This window comes from Amaricoccus macauensis (assembly GCF_049800915.1).
In the GTDB taxonomy this organism is placed as follows: Bacteria; Pseudomonadota; Alphaproteobacteria; order Rhodobacterales; family Rhodobacteraceae; genus Amaricoccus; species Amaricoccus macauensis_A.
Genome location: NZ_JBNAFY010000004.1, coordinates 255353 through 278602, shown reverse-complemented (window position 1 = coordinate 278602; position 23250 = coordinate 255353). Strand labels below are relative to the sequence as shown.

Annotated in this window: 19 protein-coding genes and 1 tRNA gene; 14 read left to right on the top strand and 6 right to left on the bottom strand. The window is 61.6% G+C overall.

Features of this window, described 5'->3' with window-relative positions; all coding sequences use genetic code 11:
- The first annotated feature begins 121 nt into the window (after positions 1 to 121).
- From ileS to ACP15W_RS11890, 3 genes are all read left to right on the top strand, one after another.
- Positions 122 to 3031, top strand: coding sequence for an isoleucine--tRNA ligase (ileS, locus tag ACP15W_RS11900; protein WP_424933113.1), 2910 nt, complete (start codon positions 122 to 124; stop codon positions 3029 to 3031).
- A 271-nt stretch (positions 3032 to 3302) separates the two neighbouring features.
- The gene (locus ACP15W_RS11895; protein WP_424933112.1) at positions 3303 to 3965 is read left to right on the top strand and encodes a hypothetical protein; all 663 of its coding nucleotides are present in this window, start codon (positions 3303 to 3305) and stop codon (positions 3963 to 3965) included.
- Between the two features lie 20 nt (positions 3966 to 3985).
- Positions 3986 to 4891: a hypothetical protein gene (locus ACP15W_RS11890; RefSeq protein WP_424933111.1), complete on the top strand. Its 906-nt coding sequence runs from the start codon at positions 3986 to 3988 to the stop codon at positions 4889 to 4891.
- A 66-nt stretch (positions 4892 to 4957) separates the two neighbouring features.
- Here ACP15W_RS11890 and ACP15W_RS11885 read toward each other — a convergent pair whose 3' ends face one another.
- From ACP15W_RS11885 to ACP15W_RS11870, 4 genes are all read right to left on the bottom strand, one after another.
- Positions 4958 to 7054 carry an acyltransferase family protein gene (locus tag ACP15W_RS11885; protein WP_424933110.1) on the bottom strand — a complete coding sequence of 699 codons (2097 nt, stop codon included), beginning with the start codon at positions 7052 to 7054 and terminating at the stop codon, positions 4958 to 4960.
- A gap of 230 nt (positions 7055 to 7284) precedes the next feature.
- Positions 7285 to 7368 (bottom strand) — tRNA-Leu (locus ACP15W_RS11880).
- 83 nt (positions 7369 to 7451) lie between these two features.
- Positions 7452 to 8396: a tyrosine recombinase XerC gene (locus ACP15W_RS11875; protein ID WP_424933109.1), complete on the bottom strand. Its 945-nt coding sequence runs from the start codon at positions 8394 to 8396 to the stop codon at positions 7452 to 7454.
- Positions 8393 to 9106: a DUF484 family protein gene (locus ACP15W_RS11870; protein WP_424933405.1), complete on the bottom strand. Its 714-nt coding sequence runs from the start codon at positions 9104 to 9106 to the stop codon at positions 8393 to 8395. Before ACP15W_RS11870 ends, ACP15W_RS11875 begins: the two co-directional genes overlap by 4 nt.
- A gap of 179 nt (positions 9107 to 9285) precedes the next feature.
- On the opposite strand from ACP15W_RS11870, the gene ACP15W_RS11865 reads away from it, so the two are divergent.
- The 6 genes from ACP15W_RS11865 to ACP15W_RS11840 all read left to right on the top strand — a co-directional run bounded on the left by ACP15W_RS11865 (position 9286) and on the right by ACP15W_RS11840 (position 16573).
- Positions 9286 to 11502: a primosomal protein N' gene (locus tag ACP15W_RS11865; RefSeq protein WP_424933404.1), complete on the top strand. Its 2217-nt coding sequence runs from the start codon at positions 9286 to 9288 to the stop codon at positions 11500 to 11502.
- Positions 11503 to 11664: 162 nt separating this feature from the next.
- Positions 11665 to 13365 carry an ATP-binding protein gene (locus tag ACP15W_RS11860; RefSeq protein ID WP_424933108.1) on the top strand — a complete coding sequence of 567 codons (1701 nt, stop codon included), beginning with the start codon at positions 11665 to 11667 and terminating at the stop codon, positions 13363 to 13365.
- Positions 13366 to 13650: 285 nt separating this feature from the next.
- Entirely contained in the window at positions 13651 to 13779 is a 129-nt protein-coding gene (locus ACP15W_RS11855) for a hypothetical protein (RefSeq protein WP_424933107.1), read from the top strand.
- Positions 13780 to 13895: 116 nt separating this feature from the next.
- Positions 13896 to 14993, top strand: a complete 1098-nt coding sequence (gene hisC, locus ACP15W_RS11850; protein ID WP_424933106.1) for a histidinol-phosphate transaminase — start codon at positions 13896 to 13898, stop codon at positions 14991 to 14993.
- Entirely contained in the window at positions 14990 to 15904 is a 915-nt protein-coding gene (locus ACP15W_RS11845) for a prephenate/arogenate dehydrogenase family protein (RefSeq protein WP_424933403.1), read from the top strand. Before hisC ends, ACP15W_RS11845 begins: the two co-directional genes overlap by 4 nt.
- Before the next feature lie 51 nt (positions 15905 to 15955).
- Positions 15956 to 16573 (top strand): extensin family protein, encoded by a 618-nt coding sequence (locus ACP15W_RS11840; RefSeq protein ID WP_424933402.1) that lies wholly within the window; start codon positions 15956 to 15958, stop codon positions 16571 to 16573.
- On the opposite strand, the gene ACP15W_RS11835 is transcribed toward ACP15W_RS11840, so the two are convergent.
- Positions 16570 to 17586: a DUF2125 domain-containing protein gene (locus ACP15W_RS11835; protein WP_424933105.1), complete on the bottom strand. Its 1017-nt coding sequence runs from the start codon at positions 17584 to 17586 to the stop codon at positions 16570 to 16572. The genes ACP15W_RS11840 and ACP15W_RS11835 overlap by 4 nt on opposite strands.
- Positions 17587 to 17762: 176 nt before the next feature.
- Here ACP15W_RS11835 and ACP15W_RS11830 point away from each other — a divergent pair, with 176 nt between their 5' ends.
- Together ACP15W_RS11830 and ACP15W_RS11825 are read left to right on the top strand one after the other, a co-directional pair.
- The gene (locus ACP15W_RS11830) at positions 17763 to 18311 is read left to right on the top strand and encodes a gamma-glutamylcyclotransferase (RefSeq protein WP_424933104.1); all 549 of its coding nucleotides are present in this window, start codon (positions 17763 to 17765) and stop codon (positions 18309 to 18311) included.
- Positions 18312 to 18469: 158 nt separating this feature from the next.
- The gene (locus ACP15W_RS11825; RefSeq protein WP_424933103.1) at positions 18470 to 19978 is read left to right on the top strand and encodes an ankyrin repeat domain-containing protein; all 1509 of its coding nucleotides are present in this window, start codon (positions 18470 to 18472) and stop codon (positions 19976 to 19978) included.
- Positions 19979 to 20036: 58 nt separating this feature from the next.
- On the opposite strand, the gene ACP15W_RS11820 is transcribed toward ACP15W_RS11825, so the two are convergent.
- Positions 20037 to 20348, bottom strand: coding sequence for a hypothetical protein (locus ACP15W_RS11820; protein WP_424933102.1), 312 nt, complete (start codon positions 20346 to 20348; stop codon positions 20037 to 20039).
- A 213-nt stretch (positions 20349 to 20561) separates the two neighbouring features.
- Between ACP15W_RS11820 and modA the strand changes: the two genes are divergently transcribed.
- From modA to modC, 3 genes are read left to right on the top strand one after another with little or no spacing between them, the layout of a single operon-like run.
- On the top strand, positions 20562 to 21320 hold the full coding sequence (gene modA / locus ACP15W_RS11815; protein WP_424933101.1) for a molybdate ABC transporter substrate-binding protein: 759 nt from the start codon (positions 20562 to 20564) through the stop codon (positions 21318 to 21320).
- The gene (modB, locus tag ACP15W_RS11810) at positions 21317 to 21985 is read left to right on the top strand and encodes a molybdate ABC transporter permease subunit (RefSeq protein ID WP_424933099.1); all 669 of its coding nucleotides are present in this window, start codon (positions 21317 to 21319) and stop codon (positions 21983 to 21985) included. Before modA ends, modB begins: the two co-directional genes overlap by 4 nt.
- Entirely contained in the window at positions 21982 to 23118 is a 1137-nt protein-coding gene (modC, locus tag ACP15W_RS11805; RefSeq protein WP_424933098.1) for a molybdenum ABC transporter ATP-binding protein, read from the top strand. The genes modB and modC overlap by 4 nt, the downstream gene beginning before the upstream one ends.
- Positions 23119 to 23250: the final 132 nt, after the last annotated feature.

Below are 23250 nucleotides of genomic sequence, written 5' to 3'. Positions count from 1 at the left end.
ATGTTCACGGTCCGCGGTCTCGGCATACGAATTACGGTCCCGGCGCTCTGAAGGTTCAGGGCGGCCGGGTCTTTGCGTGCGAGCGCCCCTTCTCTCCAGTTTACCGCCAGGGAAAGTTCCCATGTCTGCCGACACCCCCGACTATAAAGATACCCTGTTTCTGCCGAAGACCGATTTCCCGATGCGCGCGGGCCTGCCCAAGCGCGAGCCCGAGTGGCTCGCCCGCTGGGAGAAGCTCGGTGTCTACGACCGTTTGCGCGCGAGTGCCAACGGACGTGAGCCCTTCGTGCTTCACGATGGCCCGCCCTATGCCAATGGCAACCTTCACATCGGGCATGCGCTCAACAAGGTGCTGAAGGATTTCATCGTCCGCTCGCAGCAGATGATGGGCAAGGACAGCCGCTACGTGCCGGGCTGGGATTGCCACGGCCTGCCGATCGAATGGAAGATCGAGGAGCAGTATCGCGCGAAAGGCAAGAACAAGGACGAGGTGCCGGTGAACGAGCTGCGCGCCGAGTGCCGCAAGTTCGCCGAGGGCTGGATCGACATCCAGCGCGAAGAGTTCAAGCGCTTGGGTGTCACCGGCAAGTGGGATGATCCCTATCTCACGATGGATTACCACGCCGAGGCGGTGATCGCGGACGAGTTCATGAAATTCGTCATGAACGGCGCGCTCTATCTCGGCTCGAAGCCGGTGATGTGGAGCCCGGTCGAGAAAACCGCACTTGCCGAGGCAGAGGTCGAATACAAGGATCACCAGAGCCATACCATCTGGGTGAAGTTTCCCGTGATCCGCGCCGTTGAACCGACCGGTTCGCGTTCCGAGCTTTTGGGCGTCAACGTCGTGATCTGGACAACCACTCCCTGGACGATCCCTTCGAACCGGGCGGTGGCCTTCAATCCCGACATCTCCTACGGCCTCTACGAGGTCATGGACACACCGGAGGAATGCTGGGCGAAGGTGGGTGAGCGCTACCTACTGGCCGATGCGCTGGCCGAGAGCGTCTTCAAACAGGCGCGCCTCGAACCGGGTATGTACAACCGCCTGCGCGATGTGAAAGGAAGCCAGCTCGATCTGCTCGTCTGCGCGCACCCTTTCCGTGGGGCGGAAGGGGCCGAAGGTGAATGGGATTACGACGTTCCAATGTTGCCGGGCGATCACGTGACGGATGACGCCGGCACCGGGTTCGTCCATACCGCCCCCTCGCACGGGGCGGACGATTACATCCTCGGCGTGAAGCATGGGCTTCCGATGACCCACAACGTGCTCGAAGACAGCTCCTTCCGGCCCGATCTGCCCCTGTTCGGTGGAGCGCGTGTGTTCGACCACAAGGGCAAGGAGAAGGATGCCAACAAGCGAGTGATCGAAAAGCTCGTGGAAGTCGGGGCGCTGATCGCGCGGGGGCGTCTCAAGCACTCCTATCCGCATTCCTGGCGCTCGAAAGCACCGGTGATCTACCGCAACACGCCGCAATGGTTTGCCGCCATCGACCGCACGCTGGACGATGGCATGGACGAGTTCGGCCAAACGATCCGGGAACGGGCACTGGCGTCGATCGACCAACTGGTGACTTGGACGCCGCAGACCGGGCGCAATCGCCTACACTCGATGATCGAGGCGCGGCCCGACTGGGTTCTGTCACGTCAGCGCGCCTGGGGCGTGCCGCTCACCTGCTTCGTGAAGCCTCTGGGTGCGGGCAAGGTCGAGATCCTGCGCGATCCGGCCGTCAACGCCCGGATCAAGGAGGCTTTCGAGGCGGAAGGGGCGGATGCCTGGTTCGAGGAGGATGCGAAGGCCCGGTTCCTCGGCAACGATTACGATCACGACGAGTGGGAGAAGGTCACCGACATCCTCGACGTCTGGTTTGATTCCGGCTCCACCCATGCCTTCGTGCTGCGCGACCGCGAAGATGGCGTCCGCCCGGCCGACCTCTATCTCGAAGGCACGGATCAGCATCGCGGTTGGTTCCATTCCTCGCTTCTGCAGGCCTGCGGCACCATGGGGCGCGCACCCTACAAGGGAGTTCTGACCCACGGCTTCACGCTGGACGAAAAGGGCATGAAAATGTCCAAATCGCTCGGCAATACGGTGGCGCCCGAGGATGTCATCAAGCAGTACGGCGCGGATATCCTGCGGCTCTGGGTCGCACAGTCCGACTATACCGCCGACCTGCGCATCGGCCCGGAGATCCTGAAGGGCACGGCGGATAGCTATCGCCGCCTGCGCAACACGATGCGCTTCATGCTTGGCGCGCTCGATGGGTTCACCGACGCTGAGCGCGTGGAACCTGCCGATATGCCTGATTTGGAGCGCTTCGTGCTGCATCGGTTGGCCGAACTCGACGTGATTGTCCGGGAGGGATACGGCAAATACGACTTCCAGCGGGTGTTCCAGCAGCTGTTCCAGTTTTGCACCGTCGAGCTTTCCTCGGTCTATTTCGATATCCGCAAGGATGCCCTCTATTGCGATGCCGCAGACAGTCTGCGACGCCGCGCTGCGCGGACCGTGCTCGATCTTCTGTTCTATCGCCTGACGGCATGGTTTGCGCCGATCCTCTGTTTCACCATGGAGGATGTCTGGCTTCAGCGGTTCCCCGGCGAAGAAAGCTCGGTCCATCTGACCGATTTTCCTGACACGCCATCCGCGTGGCTCGACACGGACAACGCCGCGCGGTGGGATACGTTCCGTGCCGCACGGCGCGTGGTCACCGGTGCGCTGGAGGTGGAACGGCGCGAAAAACGGATCGGGGCAAGCCTTGAGGCCGCGCCAGTCGTGCATGTCGCGGATCCAGCCGCGCTCGAACTCCTAAAGAGCACGCCGTTCGAGGATCTCTGCATCACCTCTGCTGTTACGCTCACGGACGCGCCTGCGCCCGATAGCGCCTTCACTCTCGAAGATGTGCCGGGCATTGCGGTTGTTCCTGCGCTCGCGGAAGGCGAAAAATGCGCGCGTTGCTGGAAAATCCTTCCGGATGTCGGCACGCATTCGCATCCACAGACCTGCGCGCGCTGCGACGAGGCGCTGGACTGACGACGCGGGGAGCAACCGGGGCAGGCGGATGGTCATCTTTCATATCGGCCTGCCCAAGACGGGCACGACCTTCCTTCAGAAGAATATTCTCTCCAAGGCGCCCGAGGTGCTTTTCGTCCACCGCTCTCAGAACGCGCGGGCAGAAGCCTTCTGCATGGGAGTTCGCCGGTATGTCCGGACCGATCCGCTCACCGCGATCTGGCTGCGGCGCAAACTTCGTGCCGCGCTAGTTTCCTATGCCCACGAGGCGCGCGCGACCGGGCGGGTGCTCGTGGTCAGTGCTGAAAACATATCGGTGCATTCGGTGCTGTTCTGGCAGGGGCGCGACCCTGCGCCGGAACAAGTTGCCCGACGTTTGGCAGAACTGTGGCATGAAGAAAACGCCGGGCTTGGGCCGTTCCGGATCATTCTGGGATTTCGCGACCAAGGGCAATGGCTGGCGTCGCGCTATGCCGAATCGGGCAAGGATTGTCCGGATTTCTGCCAGGCCGATTTCGATCTCCGCGTGCGGGAAATTCTTTCTCGTCCCCAACTGGGTGACGCGCTGTCCTGGTTGGATTTCAGCCATGTCCATGCACGCTTTGCCCGTCATTTCGGGCGGGACAACATTCATGTCTATTTTCTCGAGCGGCTGGAGGCCAAGCCGGGCTGGATTCTCGAACAGATCGGGCGGTTCATCGGGGGCGAAGTGCTGGGGGAGCGATTTCGCAGCCTGGGGCGGCAATACCGGCATGACCGGCGCAATGTATCCGCCCGGGGAGAAAACGTCTGGAAGCTCAAAAGCGGGCAGCGTAGTCGTCTGACCCTTTCGCCGGAACTGGCGGATGCCATCGACGCTAGGTTTTCGGCAGGCAATCATGCGCTCAGACAGGAATTGCGACAAAAGCATCTCGACACCGCTCGCGCGACAGGCGATTCTGGCCCGGCTCCCTGAGTTGCGCGAAGGACCCTCCCATGCTGACATTCCACATCGGACTGCCCAAGACCGGGACGACGTATTTGCAGCACAAGATCCTGCGCAAGGTTCCCGATCTGCGGTTGATCCATCGGACGATGGGGCCGAAGGAGGAGAAAGTCTGCGCGGCCTTGCGCAAGTATGTCGGCGCTTCGAGCCTGACAGCAGGCATCATGCGCCAGGCCATCACCTCGCGAGCCTTTTCGCGGCTTGACGCGATGGAGGAAGGCGAGTTGCCGGCCGGGGTTGTCATAAGCGACGAGAACCTCTCCGTGCAGTCAGGCGGTATCTGGCGCGGTGAGGGTCCCGAACCGGAGAAGGTTGCCCAGAGGTTACATGCGCTCGCGGCTCCCATGCCGCCGCACCTTGGCCCGGTTAAGGTCTTGATCGGGATCCGCGCGCAGGACACGTGGCTCGCTGCGCAATACGCGGAAACCGCGCGGCATATGCCCGGATTTTCGCAAGAGGATTTCGACCGTCGGTTGACACGAATTGCTCAGACCGATCGGCTCACCGGGCCGCTTGCGTGGCTTGATCATGCGCGCGTCTTCCGGGCCTTTGCAGAGCGTTTTGGCGCCGATTTCGTCATTCTGTTCGAACAGGAGGAACTTGAGGATCGGCCTGGGCGGACGCTGACGCAGATCGGCAGGGGGCTGGGCGGGCTTGATCTGGCGCGCATTCATCGCCGGATGCGCAGGCGGCACAAAGGCCGGCGAACCAACGCCCTCTTGGATGACGAAACGACTTGGGAATTGCAGGGCCAAGGTGCGACGCTGGTGCTGCGTGACGAGATTTCCGATGCCATCGACGCAAGGTTTGAAGCTTCCAACGAACAGCTTGCGGCCCTTTGCAGCACGGTCTCGGGGCTGGCTCAGCCAGACGATGCGGAGGCCGAACCGGTCTGACACTCAGACCGTCCCGGATGTGATTTCCTCGAGCCTCAAGGTGCGGCTCCGGACGTGCTTGCCCGATCAGCTCGTGTCAAGTTCGCGAACATGGGCGACGAACGGTTCCAGCAGCAGGTCGTTCGCATATCCGCTCAGGTGATCGTTGTCGTAGAAAAGCGGCATGCCGTTATCGTCAAAGAGCGAACAGTTCTCACCGGGACACAGAAGGGTGAAAGGATCCCAGATAGAGATGTTTGGCGAGAGCGAAGCGAAATACTCGATCGTCTTCAATGTTCGGCTCCGGCGTGCCTCGAGTTCGCTGCGGGGAATCTCGAAACCATGAACGCATTCTGGGTTGGTATGGGTGAAACTGTCCGCGCAGCGGAAGGCCTGGGTCTTGAAGACGGGCTTGGGGCCTTCGACGACAATTCGCATGCCGGCATCCAGAAGGGGCGCGAATTCATTGAAGATCGCTTCGGCTTCCGCGCGGTCCGCGTCGCCAAACTCGAGATCCATGGCAGAGGTTTCAGGCGCCTGTTCGACCGGGCCGCCCTCGTAGCGCGGTGTGCGGAGCGCGGGCAGGAAGAGTATGTCGCCAGGCTCGAACCCGCGCGCGAAATCCATGAGAACGCTTTCGCGCTGGGCAGCGCAGCGACCGGTTACCGGATTGGGCTTGTCCCACCAGAATTTGTAGAGGGGGCAACCCGGCATCCGGTAGGCCTGAACCTCGGCGCCGAGTTCACCGGCTGCGGCTTGGAGCATGCGGCTGTAGGCCCAAGCGTGGCTGTCGCCAATAACGGCAATGTGGTGCGTTCTCGCGGGGGCGGCGCAGCTTTCGGGCGTATAGCGGACGGATTGTCCGCCCGGAAAACCTGTTTCGGAATAGCGCACCAAGCAGTCACCAAAGGACTTGTCGCTTTCGGCCGCCGGACCCCAGATCTCGCGATCTCCTGTCGTGCTCAGAGTGAGTTGCGGGCGGAACTGGAAAATTCCGGCTGCAATTGCGGTCGAGGCGACGATCAGGCACGCGCCGAGCATCAGGACTTTCGGATCTGACACCCGCCGCACACGTGGGCTGCGGCGGATAGGCGTCTCAATCAGGTAATAGCTGAGCATTCCCAGTAGCAGGCTCAGAATGCCTGCCATGATCTGGTTTTCGACGCTCTCCAGGCCATAGGTCCACCGGAAGAGAACCACGATGCCAAAATGCGCGAGATAGAGCGAGTAGGAAATACGCCCGAGATAAACCAGGGGCGGCAGGGCCAGCAGGCGGACAAGCGGGCTTTCAGGCCAAAGAACGACCGCAGTGAGCACAAGAAGCGCGAATGCGACGGCAGGCAGGGCCCAGGGGAAAGGGAAGTAACCTGGATCTGCGCCGTAGGCCGCAAGCGTGACGAGACCGAGCGCGAGCAGCAACGCCAGAATGCCTGTCAGGCTGATTCCCGGGGGGCCCGGTGCCTCGGCTTTCCGGGAAAGAATTACGTAGAGCAGCACGCCGCATCCCAATTCCCAGAGCCGGGTAGGCAAAAGGAAAAATGCGAGCGAAGGATCGCGACGGGTCAATATGACTGCGAGCAGAAGCGAGATCAGCACCACAGCGACGAGTACGCTGAAGGCGCGGTTCGCTGTCCGGACCGACGGACGGGACACCGCAAAGAGAAAGAAGGCGAGCGTGGGAAACAGCAGGTAGAATTGCTCCTCGACCCCGAGCGACCAGGTATGGGTGAACGGGTTCAACGCGGGGCCATTGGCGAAATAGTCACCAGAGAAGTGCCAGAGCGTGAAATTGCTCAGGCCGAAAAACGCCGACAAGCCAATGATGTCGGTGGCTCGGCTTCCGCCTGCGATCGGCGTGAAGAGAACGCTCAGGACTGTGAACAAAAGCAGAAAGAACAGAAGTGCTGGTACAATCCGGACAATCCGCCTGCGGTAGAAGTAAGCGAGGAAACCCGTGATGCCCTTGAACTGCAAACCATCCACGGATTTCGAAACCACAAATCCGGATACGACAAAGAACACGTCTACCCCGATGAAACCGCCGGGTATGAGATCCTTGTCGATATGGTAGATCAGGACAAGAAGAATGCTGACCGCGCGTAGACCGTCGATGGCCGGAAGGTAACCTGCCGCCTCGGCGCTGCGTTGTTGGACAGCCGTACGCACTTCATCTGCGTAATGCATACAAATACCCGCTACTTGAGAAGACGAACGGCGAGCGAATTCGAGCCGGAAATTTTAAACAATGCCTTAATAGAGTGAGAAGCTAAGACAGTCTTCAACACAAGTCGAGTCAATTTGCGTACCTCCAGCAAAGTCGAATTTCGCAAGAGATTAGGCAATCTTCACGGAACAGTGAGTGTGAAATCCCACACCAATTGGTGTCATGGGTGCCACTTAAGGGAAATGGACCGTCCCCGCGGCCCGACTTGAACGGGCACTCCCGTAAGGGAAGCAGATTTTGAATCTGCCGTGTCTACCGATTCCACCACGCGGGGTTTCGGACGGTCATTTTCCAAGACTTCATAGCGATGTCTGCGGGTGGCCTCAAGCAGCCTTCCGCATGCTGTTATGGCTTCCGCTATCCCTGACCCTTGTCCCGGGCTTGCGGATGAGCTGCGGCGTAGGCTTCCATGAGTCGGACCTGATCGACCCCGGTATAGACCTGGGTCGTGGCGAGCGATGCATGTCCCAGAAGCTCCTGAATCGAACGAAGATCGCCACCTGCTTCGAGAAGGTGGGTGGCGAAGGAGTGTCGCAGTGCATGGGGGGTCGCGGTGGCGGGCAAACCGAGTTGGAGGCGAGCCGCCTGCATGGCCTTCTGCACGAGCCTTGGATTGAGGGTTCGGCCGCGCGCGCCGAGAAAGAGCGGGCCGGCGGATCCGGGGTCGTGCGGGCAAAGGGCGCGGTAGTCTTCAACGGCGCGCCGGGCGACCGGCAGAACCGGGACCATGCGCTCGACGCCGCCCTTGCCGCGGATCTTGAGGGTGTCGGGCAGCGGGGCGTCCGATTGCTTGAGGCTCAGCGCTTCCGATATGCGCAATCCGCAGCCATAGAGCAGGGTGACGACGGCCAGATCGCGCGCAGCAATCCAGGGTTCGCTGCTCTGGAGTTCGACGGTGCTGATGAGGTTCCGTGCGGCATCGGCCGTAACCGGGCGTGGCAGGCGCTGTTTGACGCGTGGACCGCGCGTTGCGGTGATTGCCGGGGCGGTGTGGCCTCTCGCCTCCGCAAGCCAGGCGTGGAAGCTTTTGACCGCCGAGAGCGACCTTGCAATCGACCGCGAGGACAGCCCCCGGCTTCGCTCATGGGCCATCCAGGCGCGCACGTCGCTCGTGCTGACCTGAGCGATGCGGGCAGCCCCCGCGCCTTCGCCCCAATGCAACGCAAGGAAGCCGATGTAGCCCGCCACATCTCGGCGGTAGGCCTCGACCGTCTTCGGGCTCAGTCCTCTCACTGCGCCGAGTTGCGTCAGCCATTCGCAAAGCAGTGCGTCCGCACCTTCTGAGAGGAGGCCGGGTGTCACGAGATCCAGCGACGGAGGGCGCGTTCGAACACGCCGGAAAAGAATGCCAGCAGATCTGTGCCCTGTTCGGGATGAAAGCGCCCTTCGGATCTCGATCCGAAGACCAGCAGCCCCCGACGCCGAGCTTCACCCAGATCCAGTCGGAGAACAGTCTCGCTGCGGATCTCGCTCGCTTCGGCCCCGTAGATATCGGGTGATGCCTTGGCGAGTTGGCGCAGCGTGACCTGACGCGGGCCGAGTCCGCGACCATGGGTGATGTATGTGTCGACCCCGCCTTCAGGAAGCGCGATCACGGCACCCTTGAGCTTGCCTTCGGGTCCAAGCCCGGAGCCAGCTTCCACGCCCGGCGCCTCGAGGCCGAGCCGCACGATATCAATCGAAAGCATTCTCGGTAGACCTTCAACCATGGTATCGAGAAACACGGCAAAATCGGGCGCGTCGAGCAGTTCGAGGCATGCGCGGTGGATCTGGTTGGTGCCCGCGACATTTTCATATGCCGCTGCAAGAACTTCGCGGTGAGTGTCTTCCAGCTGCTCGATGCGTTCCTCCAAGCGCTCCACGAGCACGCCGCGAAGATCTACGACATTGCGCCCCGCTGCCGTTCGCTCCGCCGCAAGGAGCGCACGCATCAGGTTGGGGTCGTCGAGAATTACGCCGGGGTGGTCGAGAATGCGTTCCTTGAGGTCGGCTGCTGCCGCGTCTTCGGTCATCTGCACGCGCTGGATCCTGTTGTCAGATCTTCCGGCCAGTGGCCGCTCCTCTCTCCAAGAAACCCGCAAGGTCGCGATCCGTCAAGGGATGGGTGGCCGCGCTGGCCCTCGACCTTGGCGGAGATTTCAGCGATGAGATTTCCAGAGCGGGCGAGCAAGAGACCGGAAGGGCAGCCAGGGTGAACGACAGCGTCTCAGGCGATGCGGGACAGGCCGAATTCGCGACCGGTGCAACGGTTTGCGTGCTTACGGCCGAAGGTCTCGACCGGATGCTTGATTACAAGGCACCGGAGGGCGGTCTTGCGACCGGCGACTTCGTGGAAGCCCCCTTGGGGCCTCGGCAGGTGTTGGGGTGTGTCTGGGGCCCGGGGCAAGGTGATTTTCCGTCCGAGAAGCTGAGGGCGGTGTCGCGCAAACTCGATCTCGCTCCGATGCAGCCTGCGATGCGTGAGTTTCTCGAACGCGCAGCCGCTTACACGATGACGCCCCTGACACATATGCTGCGACTCGCGACACGAGTGCCAGCGCTTTCCGATCCTCCCGGTGCGCGTGCGGTGCTTACTTGGTCTGGGCAGGTGCCTGACCGGAGAACAGATGCCCGTGAGAGGGTGCTCGCGACCTTTGTCGAGTTCGGCAATCTGGGGTTCGCGCCAATGGAGCTCTGTCATCTCGCGGGGGTTTCCTCGAGTGTCGTCAAGGGGCTGGAGGCGCAAGGTGTGCTCGTTCGCAGTGACGCACCGCGCGACAGGCCCTTCGATCGGCTTGACCCGGATGGTCGGGGCCGCTCACTTTCCGACGACCAGCGCCGGGCGGCGGAGCGGCTCTGTGCGAGCGTTGCTTCCGGGACCTACGAGACCACACTGCTCAAGGGCGTGACCGGGTCGGGCAAGACGGAGGTCTATCTCGAAGCTGTGGCGGAGGCACTGCGCGCCGGACGGCAGGCGCTCGTGCTATTGCCCGAAATCGCATTGTCCGTTGAGTTTCTCGACCGTGTCGAGGCGCGGTTCGGTGCACGCCCCGCCGAGTGGCATTCGGGTGTGACGCAGGCGGCGCGTCGGCGGGCTTGGCATGCGGTCGCCTCGGGGGATGCGCGCCTTGTGGTGGGCGCGCGTTCGGCACTCTTTCTGCCGTTCAGGGAGTTGGGGCTGATCGTTGTCGATGAGGAGCATGACGGCTCCTACAAGCAGGAGGACGGCGCGCGCTATCACGCGCGCGACATGGCGGTCCTGCGGGCGTCCATCGAGCAGGCAGCCGTGGTACTTGCGACCGCGACGCCGAGCCTCGAGAGCTGGGCCAATTCCGATGCGGGCAAATACGCGCGGATCGATCTCGCCGAACGGTTCGGCACGGCGCGGCTACCGGACATGGAGGCCGTGGACCTTCGTGCAGATCCGCCGGAGCAGGGCCGCTGGATTTCCGCCCCGCTCGAAACGGCGGTGACGGAGCGGATCGCGGCCGGGGAGCAGGCGCTTCTGTTCCTCAACCGACGTGGCTATGCACCGCTAACGATCTGTCGTGCCTGTGGCCACCAGGTGGGATGCGAGAACTGCGACGCACGCATGGTCGAGCACCGGTTTCGCAAGCGCCTTGTCTGCCATCAGTGCGGCGCGACCAAGCCCGTTCCAACGGAATGCCCCGCCTGTGGTACCGAGGGGCGCATGCACGCCATCGGTCCGGGGGTCGAGCGGTTGGCGGAAGAGGCGGCATCGCTTTGGCCCGACGCACGCACCGCGATCCTTTCTTCGGACTTGGCCGACAGTCCGCGTGCCTTGAAGGCGCGGATCGACGCGATTGCCGCAGGTGCTGCTGACCTCGTGATAGGAACGCAGATCGTCTCAAAGGGGCACAACTTTCCGCTTCTGAGTTTGGTGGGCGTCATCGACGCGGATCTCGGGCTTCAGGGGGGGGATCTGAGGGCAGCCGAGAAGACATTTCAGCTTATCCGGCAGGTGGCGGGCAGGGCGGGACGGGCCGAGAAGCCGGGTGTCGCGCTTGTGCAGACCTACATGCCAGAGCATCCCGCGCTGAAGGCCATCCTGGCGGGGGATGACGAAGCGTTTTGGCGGGCAGAAGCGGAAGGACGCAGGCAGGCGGGAATGCCGCCCTATGGCCGGCTGGCGGGCATTATCCTGACCGGGAATGACGAGGCACGGACCTGGGGCATCGCGCGCGAACTCGGCAGGACGGGCGAGTTGCTACGCGATGCCGGTGTCGACCTTTTCGGGCCCGCACCCGCCCCGGTGGCGCGGGTGAAGGGACGGCATCGCATTCGGTTTCTCGTCAAGGCGCCAAAGGGAATGCCGCTTCAGGATTCTATCGCAAATTGGCTGGCAACAGTCCCGCTACCTTCGAACATGAATTTAGTCGTAGATATAGATCCGCAGAGCTTTTTCTAATTTTCTCTTTGCGGCTTTAATGTGTCAGTGTTTGAAATAATGCTTTCTGTTGGTTCGATGGACTGTGGTAACCTGCATTTTGGGTGGCATTAGGTTTTTCGTTGCTTGCTGTATCGCTTGCCTGAGGTCAACCGACCCATTCATGGGAAGGGGTGGGAAGCGATGCTTGAAAGAAATACATTCGGCCGCCTCGCGCTTGTAGCGATCTCCATCTCGCTCATGCTTGCCGTTTCCCGCGAACTTGCCTTCGGTCACGGCGTATTAATTGGCGTTGCGCCAGCCTCCGGCGTAGCGCTGTGCGCGGTGCTGCTGATGCGCGGGGCAGCGGTTCCTGCGATCATTCTGGGCTACGCTCTTGGCGATATACTTGGGGGTCTTTCTCTTGGGGCGACGATGACAAACACGGCCCTGCACGGGCTAGCGGCATATGGCGGCGCGAATGTCATGAGGAAAGCCGCGCGTCGTCGCCGCCCAGGCACCAAGACGGGAGAATGGCAGGTATTCGTATGCGGCGCATGGTTTTTTGCGTTGTTGGTCGCGGCTGGGAGTGTCGCTGCCCAGGCAATCGGCCTGATTGCGACAGACTTTCATTCGCTGCCGTTGGCAGGGTTCGTGTTTCTCAGTGAATTGCTTGGTGTTCTAACCGTTTCGGCGGTCCTGCTAAACTATCGCGAGTTCCCAAAAGTTCGGGACAATCTGCGCCCGACGTTGGGCATCTCGGTTCTTGGTATCGCTTTGCTCTGTGCCCTTGAATTCCTGCTGCATCTTCCGCCCACGACGATCAGCCCGAGCCATCTGGCCATCCTGCTGTCCATACCGCTTGCATTGTGGATCGCCATGCTACCCCGCAGCCTGGACGGTGCTGCGGTCACATTCCTCGTCATGCATGCCGCGCTTTTTCTTCTCGTTGCCCACTCCGAACCCGTCGTCGGTTCGGATTTCATCGTGACGATCCTGTTTCTGAATGTACTGACCATGGCCTGCCAATTCGTTCATTCGGTGAATCTCGACAGGTTGGCGGCGCTGGTTGAGAACAAGGCGCACAAAAGCGAACTTGAAAAACGCGTGGAAGAGCGGACAGCACGGCTGCTTGCGATGACCGAACACGCGGTGGCGGCGGATGAAGCAAAGAGCAAATTCATCGCGACGATCTCCCATGAATTGAGGACGCCGCTGAACGGTGTCATCGGCATGGCCTCGGTGGTTTTGGCCAGCAATCGCCTCGACCCGGAAACACGCCAGAACGTGAACATGATCCATGGGTCGGGCCTGCACCTGCTGAGCATCATCAACCGCATTCTGGATTTTTCCCGGCTCGGAGAGGGGATTCCGAAGGATGCCGATACGATCTTCGACATCGAGGACCTCATGACAGAGGTGGTAAATGAGGCACGGTTTGCGCCGGAGGCGGCGGGGCTCGACATTCGCGGAAACGTCGAGCCGGGCGTTGAAAGGCGCAGGCTGGGATATCGGCAGGGAGTGCGGCAAGTCCTCACGAACCTTGTCGGAAATGCGATCAAGTTCACGGACGAAGGCACGGTCAAGGTCAGAATAAGCGAGATTGAGCGGAATCTGATCAGGGTGGAGGTGTGCGACACCGGGCCGGGCATCCCTGCCAACATGACACATAAAATCTTTCGGCCCTTCGAACAGGGCGGCAGCGCCGTCACGCGCAGGTATGGTGGCACTGGGCTTGGACTTGCGATCTGCAAGGAGATTGTTTCCAGGATGAAAGGCCGGATCGGGGTCGAGAGCGAACCCGGCGCGGGATCGCGTTTCTGGTTCGAGGTGCCCTTGTCATCGGTGCCGCAAGGAGACGGCTCCGCGAAAGATGTAGCTGATGAACTTCAGAACTCCATCTGACACCGTGCCGTGAATGCTGCGTTCGCGGCACTTCGATTGGTGGCGGAAAACCAGATACCGACGCGACTGCGCAAAACAGGTGAGGGGTTTGCATGGGTGGCTTTAGATACCAGGTCAATCCAGGGCAGGCTCCAGTCTCCCGTGAGGCCCGGGGTGGCCACGGCACTTCATAGCAGGACCACCAGGAGGAACTGCGTTTGACGTATGTTGGGTCCGCAAGCTTGAGTTGTCTTATGTTTGGTGGGGCTGCGCGAGGGCTTGCAAACACATCTGAGCAGATGTCGAATGAACGTCATGAACGTCATGAACGTCATGAACGTCATGAACGTCATGAACGTCATGAACGTCATGAACGTCATGAACGTCATGAACGTCCCAAACTCTTTATTCTCGCGCAGGGTTCGTCACGTCTGAGTGGCGAATACTACCCCAGACTGACAACCTTTTACTGAACCATCCGAACTGCAAACGCACTGGCGCTTGGCATCCGAAGCCTCTAGAGACTTCCGGACCGAAACGGGGTGACGAAAATGACGCAGGACCAGTCGAAGCTTCGTCCGCAACCCGGGATCATGGATATCGCACTCTATGTCGGGGGCGAATCGCGGATCGCGGGCCGCGCGGATGTTCTCAAGCTCAGTTCCAACGAAAATCCGTTTGGGCCCAGCCCGGCAGCGCGTGAGGCTTACCTCGCTGAGGCTGGTGCGCTTCATCTCTACCCCGATTCCTCGCATCTCGGACTGCGGGAGGCGATAGGGCGTGTGCATGCGCTGGATCCCGCGCGTATCATCTGCGGGGCGGGTTCCGACGAGATCATCGCGTTCGTGTGCCAGTGCTACGCGGGTCCGGGTGACGAGGTCATCCATACAGAGCATGGGTTCGGCATGTATCGCATTTCGGCGCTTGCAGCAGGTGCGACGCCTGTTGAGGTGCCCGAGCGCGAGCGGCGCACGGATGTTGATGCCATTCTTGCGGCCTGCACCGAACGTACCCGCATCGTGTTCATAGCCAATCCGAACAATCCGACCGGCACGATGATACCCGATGCGGAGGTCGAACGGCTGGCAGACGGTTTGCCGCCGCAGGCGCTTCTTGTGCTCGATGGGGCTTATGCAGAGTTCGTACCCGGCTTCAACGGATCGTGCGGGCTTGTCGAGGAGCGCGAGAACATCCTGATGACGCGGACATTTTCCAAGATCTATGGTCTCGGCGGTCTGAGGGTAGGGTTCGGCTATGGACCGGCGCGGATCATCGAGGTGCTCAATCGGGTCCGCGGCCCGTTCAACCTGTCGAATGCCGCCATCGCGGCGGCGCGCGCGGCCGTCGAGGACGTGGGGTATACGGAATACTGCCGCGAACAGAACAGCCTCAACCGCGCCCGGTTGCAGGCAGATCTCGCGGGCATGGGAGTGCCCTCCGACCCGTCGTCCGCGAACTTCGTGCTCGCGCGGTTTAAGAGCGCCGAAACGGCAGAGGCCTGCGACGCCCATCTGCGCGACGCGGGGATCATCGTCCGCCGGGTGGCTGGATACAAGCTTCCGGCTGCGCTGCGCATCACGGTGGGCGACTCTGAGGCCTGCGCTCGGGTGATCGACGCCGTGGGGCACTTCATGAAGGCGCGCGTCTGATGGCCTACAAGCAGGTAGCGTTGATCGGACTTGGGTTGATTGCCTCCTCGGTCAGCCACGCGATCCGGCGCGCGGGTCTGCCGATCCGTGTCTCCGGGCATGCGAGGACTCAGAAGAGTCGTGAAGAAGCACGACGCCTCGGGCTGGGCGACATTTTCGACACGGCAGCCGAGGCAGTCGCGGGCGCGGACCTTGTCATCCTCTGTGTTCCGGTAGGCGCAATGGAGGGCGTGGCAAAGGAAATTGCAGCCCATCTGAAGCCCGGTGCGACGATCACGGACGTGGGCTCCGTCAAGAAAGCCGTTGTGGGCGCTGTTGCTCCCTACATGCCCGGGCATGTGCATTTCATTCCCGGCCATCCCATTGCAGGCACCGAGCATTCCGGGCCGGCATCCGGCTTTGCCTCGCTGTTCGATAACCGTTGGTGGCTGTTGACCCCTGACAGGCAGACGGACCCAGCTGCACTGTCGAACCTCGAAGAATTTCTCCTCGCGCTCGGCGCGAAGGTCGACAAGATGGAGGCCGAGCATCACGATCTTGTTCTGGCCGTAACGAGCCATGTGCCGCACCTGATCGCATACACGATGGTTGGCGTGGCAGACGACCTGAGCCGGGTGACGGAAACGGAGGTTGTGAACTACTCCGCGGCGGGCTTCCGCGACTTTACCCGTATTGCAGCCTCTGACCCGACAATGTGGCGCGATGTGTTTCTGAACAACAAGACGGCGACGCTGGAGATCCTCGGGCGGTTCACCGAAGAACTGTTCGCGCTTCAACGGGCAATTCGCACTGGGGATGGTGATCAGCTTTTCGATTATTTCACGCATACCCGTGCAATCAGACGTGGTATCATCGAGGCGGGACAGGATACCGCCCAACCGGACTTCGGGCGTATCGTCACCAGGAACTGACGGGAGACGCGCTTGAGGTGTTTGTTTCTGCTGGGGTTTTGCCTTCTTCTGGTGGCACCGTCGGGATGCGGTATACCCGGATCCGGGGAAGGCACGTCGGGGTCCCAAGGGTCTGGAGTCGGGAGCCTGTCTCTTGCGGGCAGCTCATCCGAGGAAGGTGGCGCGCCGGTGGGGCGCATCTGCGGAAACCGTTCCATACAGGGTACGGTTATTCCAGTCGTCGAGGAGGGGGCCGGCTGCGGCATGGCGGATCCAGTGCAAGTCAGTTCCGTCGCCGGTGTTGCGCTTTCTCCACCAGCGCGAATGACCTGTGAGACGGCTCGCGCACTGAACGACTGGATTTCGGAGGGAGTAAAGCCTGAACTGCGTCGAAGGGAACTGAGGCTGGAGGCTATCGAGGTTTCGGATGATCTCGTGTGCGTGGCCGCCGACGCACCTGGTCATGACCAGGGAGAGTCCATCGACATTTCCGGGTTCCGACTTGCAGGTGAGGACGCTCTCATCGTGGCGCAGGATTGGCAGGACACGGAACGGGGTGCCCTGTTGCAATCGCTTCACCAGCGTGCCTGCGGACCGTTTGGCGGAACACTCGGACCTTGGGATGGCGTTGGGGCGTCGGATGTTCTGCACTACGATACCAGCCCACGTCAGGCGCTTTACTGCCGCTAAGGGAGCGCTTGGCTGCGGGAGAGCCGGGGTGCTGCCCCAATGGGGATCGGGCCGAGATATGTGCTGCCGTTGCGGAAAGTGAGCGGCACCTCGATCGACTCGCGATCACCAGACAGGAGTGCGATGAAATCGAGGCCGCTGCGCATGGCTGCGGCGAGGTCCGGGGTAATAGCCTCCCCTTCTTCGGCCAGATCGAGCATCTTGCGCCAGTTTCGTGCTCGCAGTGAAATTTCGCCTTCGGCAAAGCCCTCGGAATCCTGGATGACTTCCCCCTTCGCCCTGAGACCCAGGTCACCCCACACAGCACTTGCGTCTTCGAGCCCAATAGCGAGGATTGCGGGGTTCTCTGTCTCGACGGCGATCCGGTCAAGCGGGCGGTCAAATGTAATCACGGCGTCGAGGTTGAGGCGCTCCATCTGGCGAGGCAATGCACGAGAGCCGGGGATCTCATCGGTCCAGGCATTGGGAGGAACCACACCCTTCGCCTCGAAGCTGATCTCATGAGCGTTGGGATCGGTGTCCGGGGCCTGTCGGGTGGCCAGTAGTGCGCTTGCGATCTGTGCTTGCCATCCGAGATCTCCGGTGAGTGTGAGGGCTTCGATCTCGATGGTCGATCTGTCAAGTTCCAGCCGGGGTGTGGGGCGGAAAATCACCGAGCCTCGCAAGGTCTGGCTTCCGACCCGGATCGTCTCGTAGGGCGAACCGATAACCTGCTCTCCCGGCCAGACTGCAATGAGATGCTGGGGTTTCCAGGACATCGACAGGATTTGGAATTCCTCCGCGTCCCAGCGCCAGCCCTGATCGGGATCGGCGAGGGCAAGATCCTTCACGAAGGTGTCGATCCTGTTGGGGAAACCCGATACGTCTAGCGCGCCCACATCTGCGACCCACCCTTCGGTGCGGCGTTCAGCCAGCCACTCCTCAAGCAGGTTCTCGCGCATTTGCGCCATAAAGAACCAGTAGCCGCTATAAGCAAGACTTGCGAGGATCACGATTGCCAACAGTTTCTTCATGGCCTACCCCATTTCGGAACAACAAGGCATCCGCCTTTGGGCTCAAAACACTCGGACTCGTATAGCCCATGTTTGGGGTTTCGCTCAAAAGACGGGAGCGTGTCGACCGAATTCCCTCATCAGCGGCGTTCTGCCTTGAGGCGTTTCGGAAAGGCGCATAGCGGGACGTGAGTAAGATGGCTGAACACAAGGGCGATCTGTGGGTCTTCGGATACGGTTCACTTATCTGGCATCCGGGTTTCGACTACGCCGAGAAATGCCTGGCAACGCTCGACGGGTTCGTTCGGTCCTTCTGCATGACATCGGTCCACTATCGCGGCACGCCAGAGCAACCCGGACTGGTTCTTGCTCTCGATGAGGATGCAGCGAATTTCTGCGAAGGTGTGGCCTACCGGGTGCCCGAGACGAATGCGGAAGCGACGCTCGAGTATCTGCGGGAGCGCGAACTCGTTTCCTATGCCTATCTGGAAGCCTGGCTTTCCATCCGGCTGGAGGATGGCCGGTCGGTCCGGTCGGTGACCTACATCATGAACCGCAACCACACGCAGTATCGTGGAGATCTCGATCTCGAACGCCAGGCGGAAGTGATCGCACGGGCCGAGGGTCCGCGGGGGCCGAATGCGGATTACCTGTTCAATACGGTCGAAGGTCTGGCGGCGCTGGGCCTCCATGATGCCGATCTGACCGCGCTGGCGGATATGGTCCGTGCGAGGCGCGAGGGGTGAACCTTGATCGGGCGGTCGTTGCGGGGTAACCTGATGGGGCCTCACGGGAGGGCTGCCAGATCCGCGGAAAGCGCAAGCATCCTGTTGCAGACCGACGATCTTTTGCGGTTTTTTCTGTGCCCGGATCAGCGGATCGACGGGCGAGCCAGGAGAAACCGATGTTTCCTACCCTCGACGATCTGCGCCGCGAGGCAAAGCGGTTGCGCAAGGCACACGCCAGGGGTGATCGTGCGGCTCTCGGCCGCTTGGCGGCTCATCCGCCGCGATCCTTCGATGACCCTCTGAAGCATGCCGATTTCCTGCATGTCGTAGCGCGCGAAAACGGCTTCGAGAGCTGGCCACGGCTGAAGTTCGCCGCCGAGACCCACGGGCTTGACCGGGCTGCGCGTCAGCAACGGTTGAAGGTTGCGCTCTTCCATGGCCAGAACTGGGCGGTTGAGCGGCTTCTCGCGGAAACGCCAGACCTTGCGGCCGGGCTTCTGGGGCTTGAGGTCGCGCTTTATGACCGGCAAGCCGTGGAGCGGGCAATTGGCCGCGATCCGGCGGCGGCTACACGTCAACTCGGGCCGCGGGCTCCCATCCTGCATCTAGCGTTCTCGCGCCATATACATGCGGCGCCGCAGAAGCGCTCTGACATGCTGGCCATCGCCATGTTGCTCATCGCCAATGGTGCAGATGTGAACGACAGCTACTCGCCTGAACCGGGTAGCCCGCACCGGCTTTCGGCGCTCTATGGTGCGCTTGGTCATGCAAACAATCTGGTGCTGGCCGAATGGCTGCTCGAGCATGGTGCCGATCCCGATGACGAGGAGTCGCTCTACCATTCGACTGAATTGGGCCATCACGATGGGCTTAAGCTTCTGATGCGGCACGGCGTTCGCGTGCAGGGCACGAATGCACTGGCGCGCATGCTGGATTTTGACGATCCGGAAGGGGTCCGGCTCTTGCTCGAATACGGGGCCGACCCGAACGAAGTCGTGCCCGACCATCCGAGCGGCGAACCAGTCCCGCGCATTCCTGCCTTGCACCAGGCCGCTCGCCGTATGCGGAATGGGCGCTTCGTAACGCTTCTGCTCGACCATGGCGCTGATCCTGGAACGATCTGGCAGGGTCATACGGCCTATGCGCTGGCACGAATCTATGGCAACGCGGATTTTGCCCAGACGCTTGAAGGTGCCGGCCATGCCTCTGGCCTTGACCCGGTGGAGCAGGTCCTGGCCGATTGTGCGGAAGGGCGGGTAACGGGAAAGCTGACGGCTGCCACGATGCGTCCGGAAGACCGCTCGATACTGACGCGCGTCATTACCTTTCCGGGGCGGCTTGCGCACGCAAAGGCACTGGTTGCCGCCGGCATCGACCCGGAAACCACTGAAGAGATGGATCTAACCCCACTTCATATTGCGGTCTGGACCGGGTTGGTACGGCACGCGGAATGGTTGATCGGGCTTGGAGCTGATCTGCACCATCGAAATGCCTTTGGCGGCGACGCCCTCGAGACCTGTATCCATGGTTCCGAGAATGCGCCGAAAAGGCCGGAGTTTGACCATGTGGGCTGCGCGCGGCTTCTGCTGGCTGCGGGTGCGCCACTGACTCCGCATGTGGCGCGTGCGGCCGGAGATCCCGAAATGTCAGCCTTTCTGGAAGACTGGCTTGATCAGACCTCCTGATTTGCGATCTAGGCCCGGACTCGGGTGGCCCGGGCCCTTCCTGGGGCGGCTCCTCAGATCAGAGGTACCCTTCCGATCCGGTGTACTCGACATTGAGCACGGTGGCGCCATCGGTCCCGACCTCGCAGGCCCATGGAGCCTCGGCGCCTTCGACCGCCACATTCACGTTTGTTCCGGTCTTCGTCGGCACAGAACTGATGACCGAAGCCGGTGCGCCGCCCGTGGTTGCGCTTACGGCCTCAAGGCAGGCGGCTTCGGCCGTCGTGAGCGGCACGGTTTCGACCTCCGGTTCGCTGGAGCAGGCGGAGAGAAGAAATGCCGCTGCGGCAATCGTTCCGGCCATTGAAAGCGCGTGTCTGAGATTGGGCATGATCGCGTGTCCCCCTATTTTGTTGCAAGCGGCCAGGTCTGTCCGGCCCGTCCAAGCTTAGGACGGCGCATGGCCGAAATGAAAGGCCCGAGACGAAGAACATGCAGAACTGGCATGCACCCGACATTTCCGAGTGTGGGCCGCCATTTACTTCTCATGGGAGTTGGGGAAGGTTGGCGGACGCCCTGTTCCGGGCGGGAGGCGGAGGATTTCGTGCGTTTCTCAGGTTTGGTTCTTGCCGCGTTGCTGGCGATCTGGGGTGGCCGGGCCGGCGCCGGCGAAGTGCATGTCGCCGTGGCTGCGAATTTCACCGAGCCTGCCCGAGAAATAGCCTCGGCCTTCGAGGAGTTGACCGGACACGAGACGATCCTGAGTTTCGGTTCGACAGGGCAACTTTACGCCCAGATCAGTCAGGGCGCACCATTCGATGTGTTCTTGGCCGCGGATCAGGAAAGGCCCCGACGGGCAATCGCGGAAGGCTATGCCGTCAAGGGGACCAACTTCACCTATGCGCTGGGCGCGCTGGTTTTGTGGAGTGCGGACGGAAGTCGGGCGAGCGATGCCGCGGCGCTGGAGGCGGGTGATTTTCATCGGCTTGCCATCGCCAATCCGGTGACTGCGCCTTACGGGACGGCTGCAATGCAGGTTCTTGATGCATTGGGTCTCGTAGAAGAACTCGAACCCAAACTCGTGCGAGGCAACAACATCGCCCAGACTTTCCAGTTCGTCGAGACGGGCAATGCGGAACTGGGATTCGTCGCCGCGTCGCAACTCGCGGGCCGACAGGCCAGTTCGGGCTGGGTGATCGATCCGGCGCTCTACGACCCCATTCGGCAGGATGCAGTCCTTCTGTTAGAAGGCGACGAAACCGAAGCGGCCAGGAAATTCCTGACCTTTCTGCAAGGGGCAGAGGCGGCCGCGATCATCGAGCGTTTCGGCTATGGGAACGGCACGGGCGCGGCGGTGAAATGATCTGGCCGCCGGTCATCCTGACGCTACAACTTGCAGCGTTAACCACATTGATCCTGCTGGTGGTCGGCACGCCTCTGGCTTGGTGGCTTGCGCGCTCCGGCGCCTGGTGGAAGGAGGCCGTGGCGGCCCTGGTGGCCATGCCGCTTGTGTTGCCGCCCACGGTTCTGGGATTCTATCTGCTGATCGCACTCGGGCCCAGTGGGCCGGGAGGTGCCTTGGCAGGGCTCTGGGGCGCTCGCTCGTTGGCTTTCACTTTCGAGGGGTTGGTTATCGGCTCGGTGATCTATTCCATGCCATTTGTGGTGCAGCCGATCCGCAATGCTTTCGAGGCTATTGGTGATCGTCCGATGGAAGCGGCAGCGACCTTGCGGGCCTCGCCTCTCGATCGGTTTCTGACCGTCGCTCTGCCATTGGCGCGGCCCGGATTCCTGACAGGCGGAATACTTGGATTTGCGCACACGGTCGGGGAATTCGGCGTCGTCCTGATGATAGGCGGCAATATTCCGGGTGAGACACAAGTGCTCTCGATTGCGATCTACGATCACGTAGAGACGCTGAACTGGCCTGCGGCGCACATGCTTGCAGGCGGCATGGTCGCGTTTTCCTTCGTGGTGATTCTGGCCATGATGCTTCTGGACCGGCGGGCACGGGAGCGGGCGAAGTGAGCCTGGAACCTCAGGGCATAAGCGCCACGCTTCGCGGTCGGATCGGCGGTTTCGAAATCAGTACGGACTTCGACGCGCCAGGCCGCGGAGTAACGGCTCTTTTCGGGCCTTCAGGGTGTGGCAAGACCACGGTCTTGCGCTGTATTGCCGGGCTGGAGCGGCTTCCGCAGGCAAGGGTCACCATTCGGGGCGAAGTCTGGCAGGATGGGGCGAAGTATCTGCCGCCCCATTGTAGGGATGTTGGCTATGTCTTTCAGGAGGCCAGCCTCTTCACTCATCTCCGGGTGAAGGGGAACCTCGCGTTCGGTCAGAAGCGAGCCTTGCGCGCCGGGGCAACCGAGGCGATCCGTCTGGACGAAGTCGTGGAATTGCTTGGTCTCGGGCGGCTGCTGGACCGTTCGGTCGCGAAACTTTCTGGTGGTGAGCGGCAGCGGGTGGCGATCGGTCGGGCACTGCTCTCTCAGCCACGGCTTCTTCTCATGGACGAGCCGCTGGCTGCTCTTGATCGGTTCAGCAAGGAAGACATCCTGCCCTATATCGAGACACTCCGGGATTCTCTTTCGGTTCCAGTGCTTTACGTGAGTCATGACATTGCCGAGGTGGAGCGTCTCGCGGACCATCTGATCCTGATGCGGGATGGAAGGGCGGTGGCGTCGGGGGCGCTGGACAAGCTGCAGGCCGATCCGCGGTTGCCGATTGCGCGGCTGCCCGATGCGGGTGTCACATTGCGCGCGCGGGTCGTGGGGCATGATCCAGATTACTGCCTGAGCCGGGTCGACGTGCCTGGTGGAACACTTATCGTTCCGGGCAATCTGGGACCGGACGGAACCTCGCACAGGGTCCGTATCGCCGCCTCCGACGTGAGCCTGACGCGCGATCCTCCACTTGCAAGCACGATCCTGAATGTCCTTGCCTCGCGTATTATCACCATGGAATCGCAGGATTCTTACCTCGTTGTGGTCGTGGTGGCGCTGGGCGAGGACGGATCGGGGGCAAGGGTGCTGGCCCGGATCAGCCGGAGGTCGTGGGACACGCTCGGGCTTGAGCCGGGGCAGAAGATCTACACGCAGATCAAGGGTATGGCACTGGTGACCCGCGAGCCGCCAGATGACGGCGCAAGACCCCCGGGCTGAGCGGGAATCCGGATGCATATTTGATATGCTTTTAATATGCATTTCGTAGTGCAAATTTCGCATCTCGCACTGGAACGTTGCACCAGCGAGAGCCGATAAAGAACGGTCGGGTTCTGGTTTCGGCCCGGCGCG

Excerpts from the sequence above, each read along its gene's own strand:
- ileS (WP_424933113.1), top strand. The coding sequence starts at position 122 with ATGTCTGCCGACACCCCCGACTATAAAGATACCCTGTTTCTGCCGAAG.
- ACP15W_RS11890 (WP_424933111.1), top strand. The coding sequence starts at position 3,986 with ATGCTGACATTCCACATCGGACTGCCCAAGACCGGGACGACGTATTTG.
- ACP15W_RS11885 (WP_424933110.1), bottom strand. The coding sequence starts at position 7,054 with ATGCATTACGCAGATGAAGTGCGTACGGCTGTCCAACAACGCAGCGCC.
- ACP15W_RS11870 (WP_424933405.1), bottom strand. The coding sequence starts at position 9,106 with ATGACCGAAGACGCGGCAGCAGCCGACCTCAAGGAACGCATTCTCGAC.
- ACP15W_RS11860 (WP_424933108.1), top strand. The coding sequence starts at position 11,665 with ATGCTTGAAAGAAATACATTCGGCCGCCTCGCGCTTGTAGCGATCTCC.
- ACP15W_RS11855 (WP_424933107.1), top strand. The coding sequence starts at position 13,651 with ATGAACGTCATGAACGTCATGAACGTCATGAACGTCATGAACGTCATG.
- hisC (WP_424933106.1), top strand. The coding sequence starts at position 13,896 with ATGACGCAGGACCAGTCGAAGCTTCGTCCGCAACCCGGGATCATGGAT.
- ACP15W_RS11835 (WP_424933105.1), bottom strand. The coding sequence starts at position 17,586 with ATGAAGAAACTGTTGGCAATCGTGATCCTCGCAAGTCTTGCTTATAGC.
- ACP15W_RS11830 (WP_424933104.1), top strand. The coding sequence starts at position 17,763 with ATGGCTGAACACAAGGGCGATCTGTGGGTCTTCGGATACGGTTCACTT.
- ACP15W_RS11825 (WP_424933103.1), top strand. The coding sequence starts at position 18,470 with ATGTTTCCTACCCTCGACGATCTGCGCCGCGAGGCAAAGCGGTTGCGC.
- ACP15W_RS11820 (WP_424933102.1), bottom strand. The coding sequence starts at position 20,348 with ATGCCCAATCTCAGACACGCGCTTTCAATGGCCGGAACGATTGCCGCA.
- modB (WP_424933099.1), top strand. The coding sequence starts at position 21,317 with ATGATCTGGCCGCCGGTCATCCTGACGCTACAACTTGCAGCGTTAACC.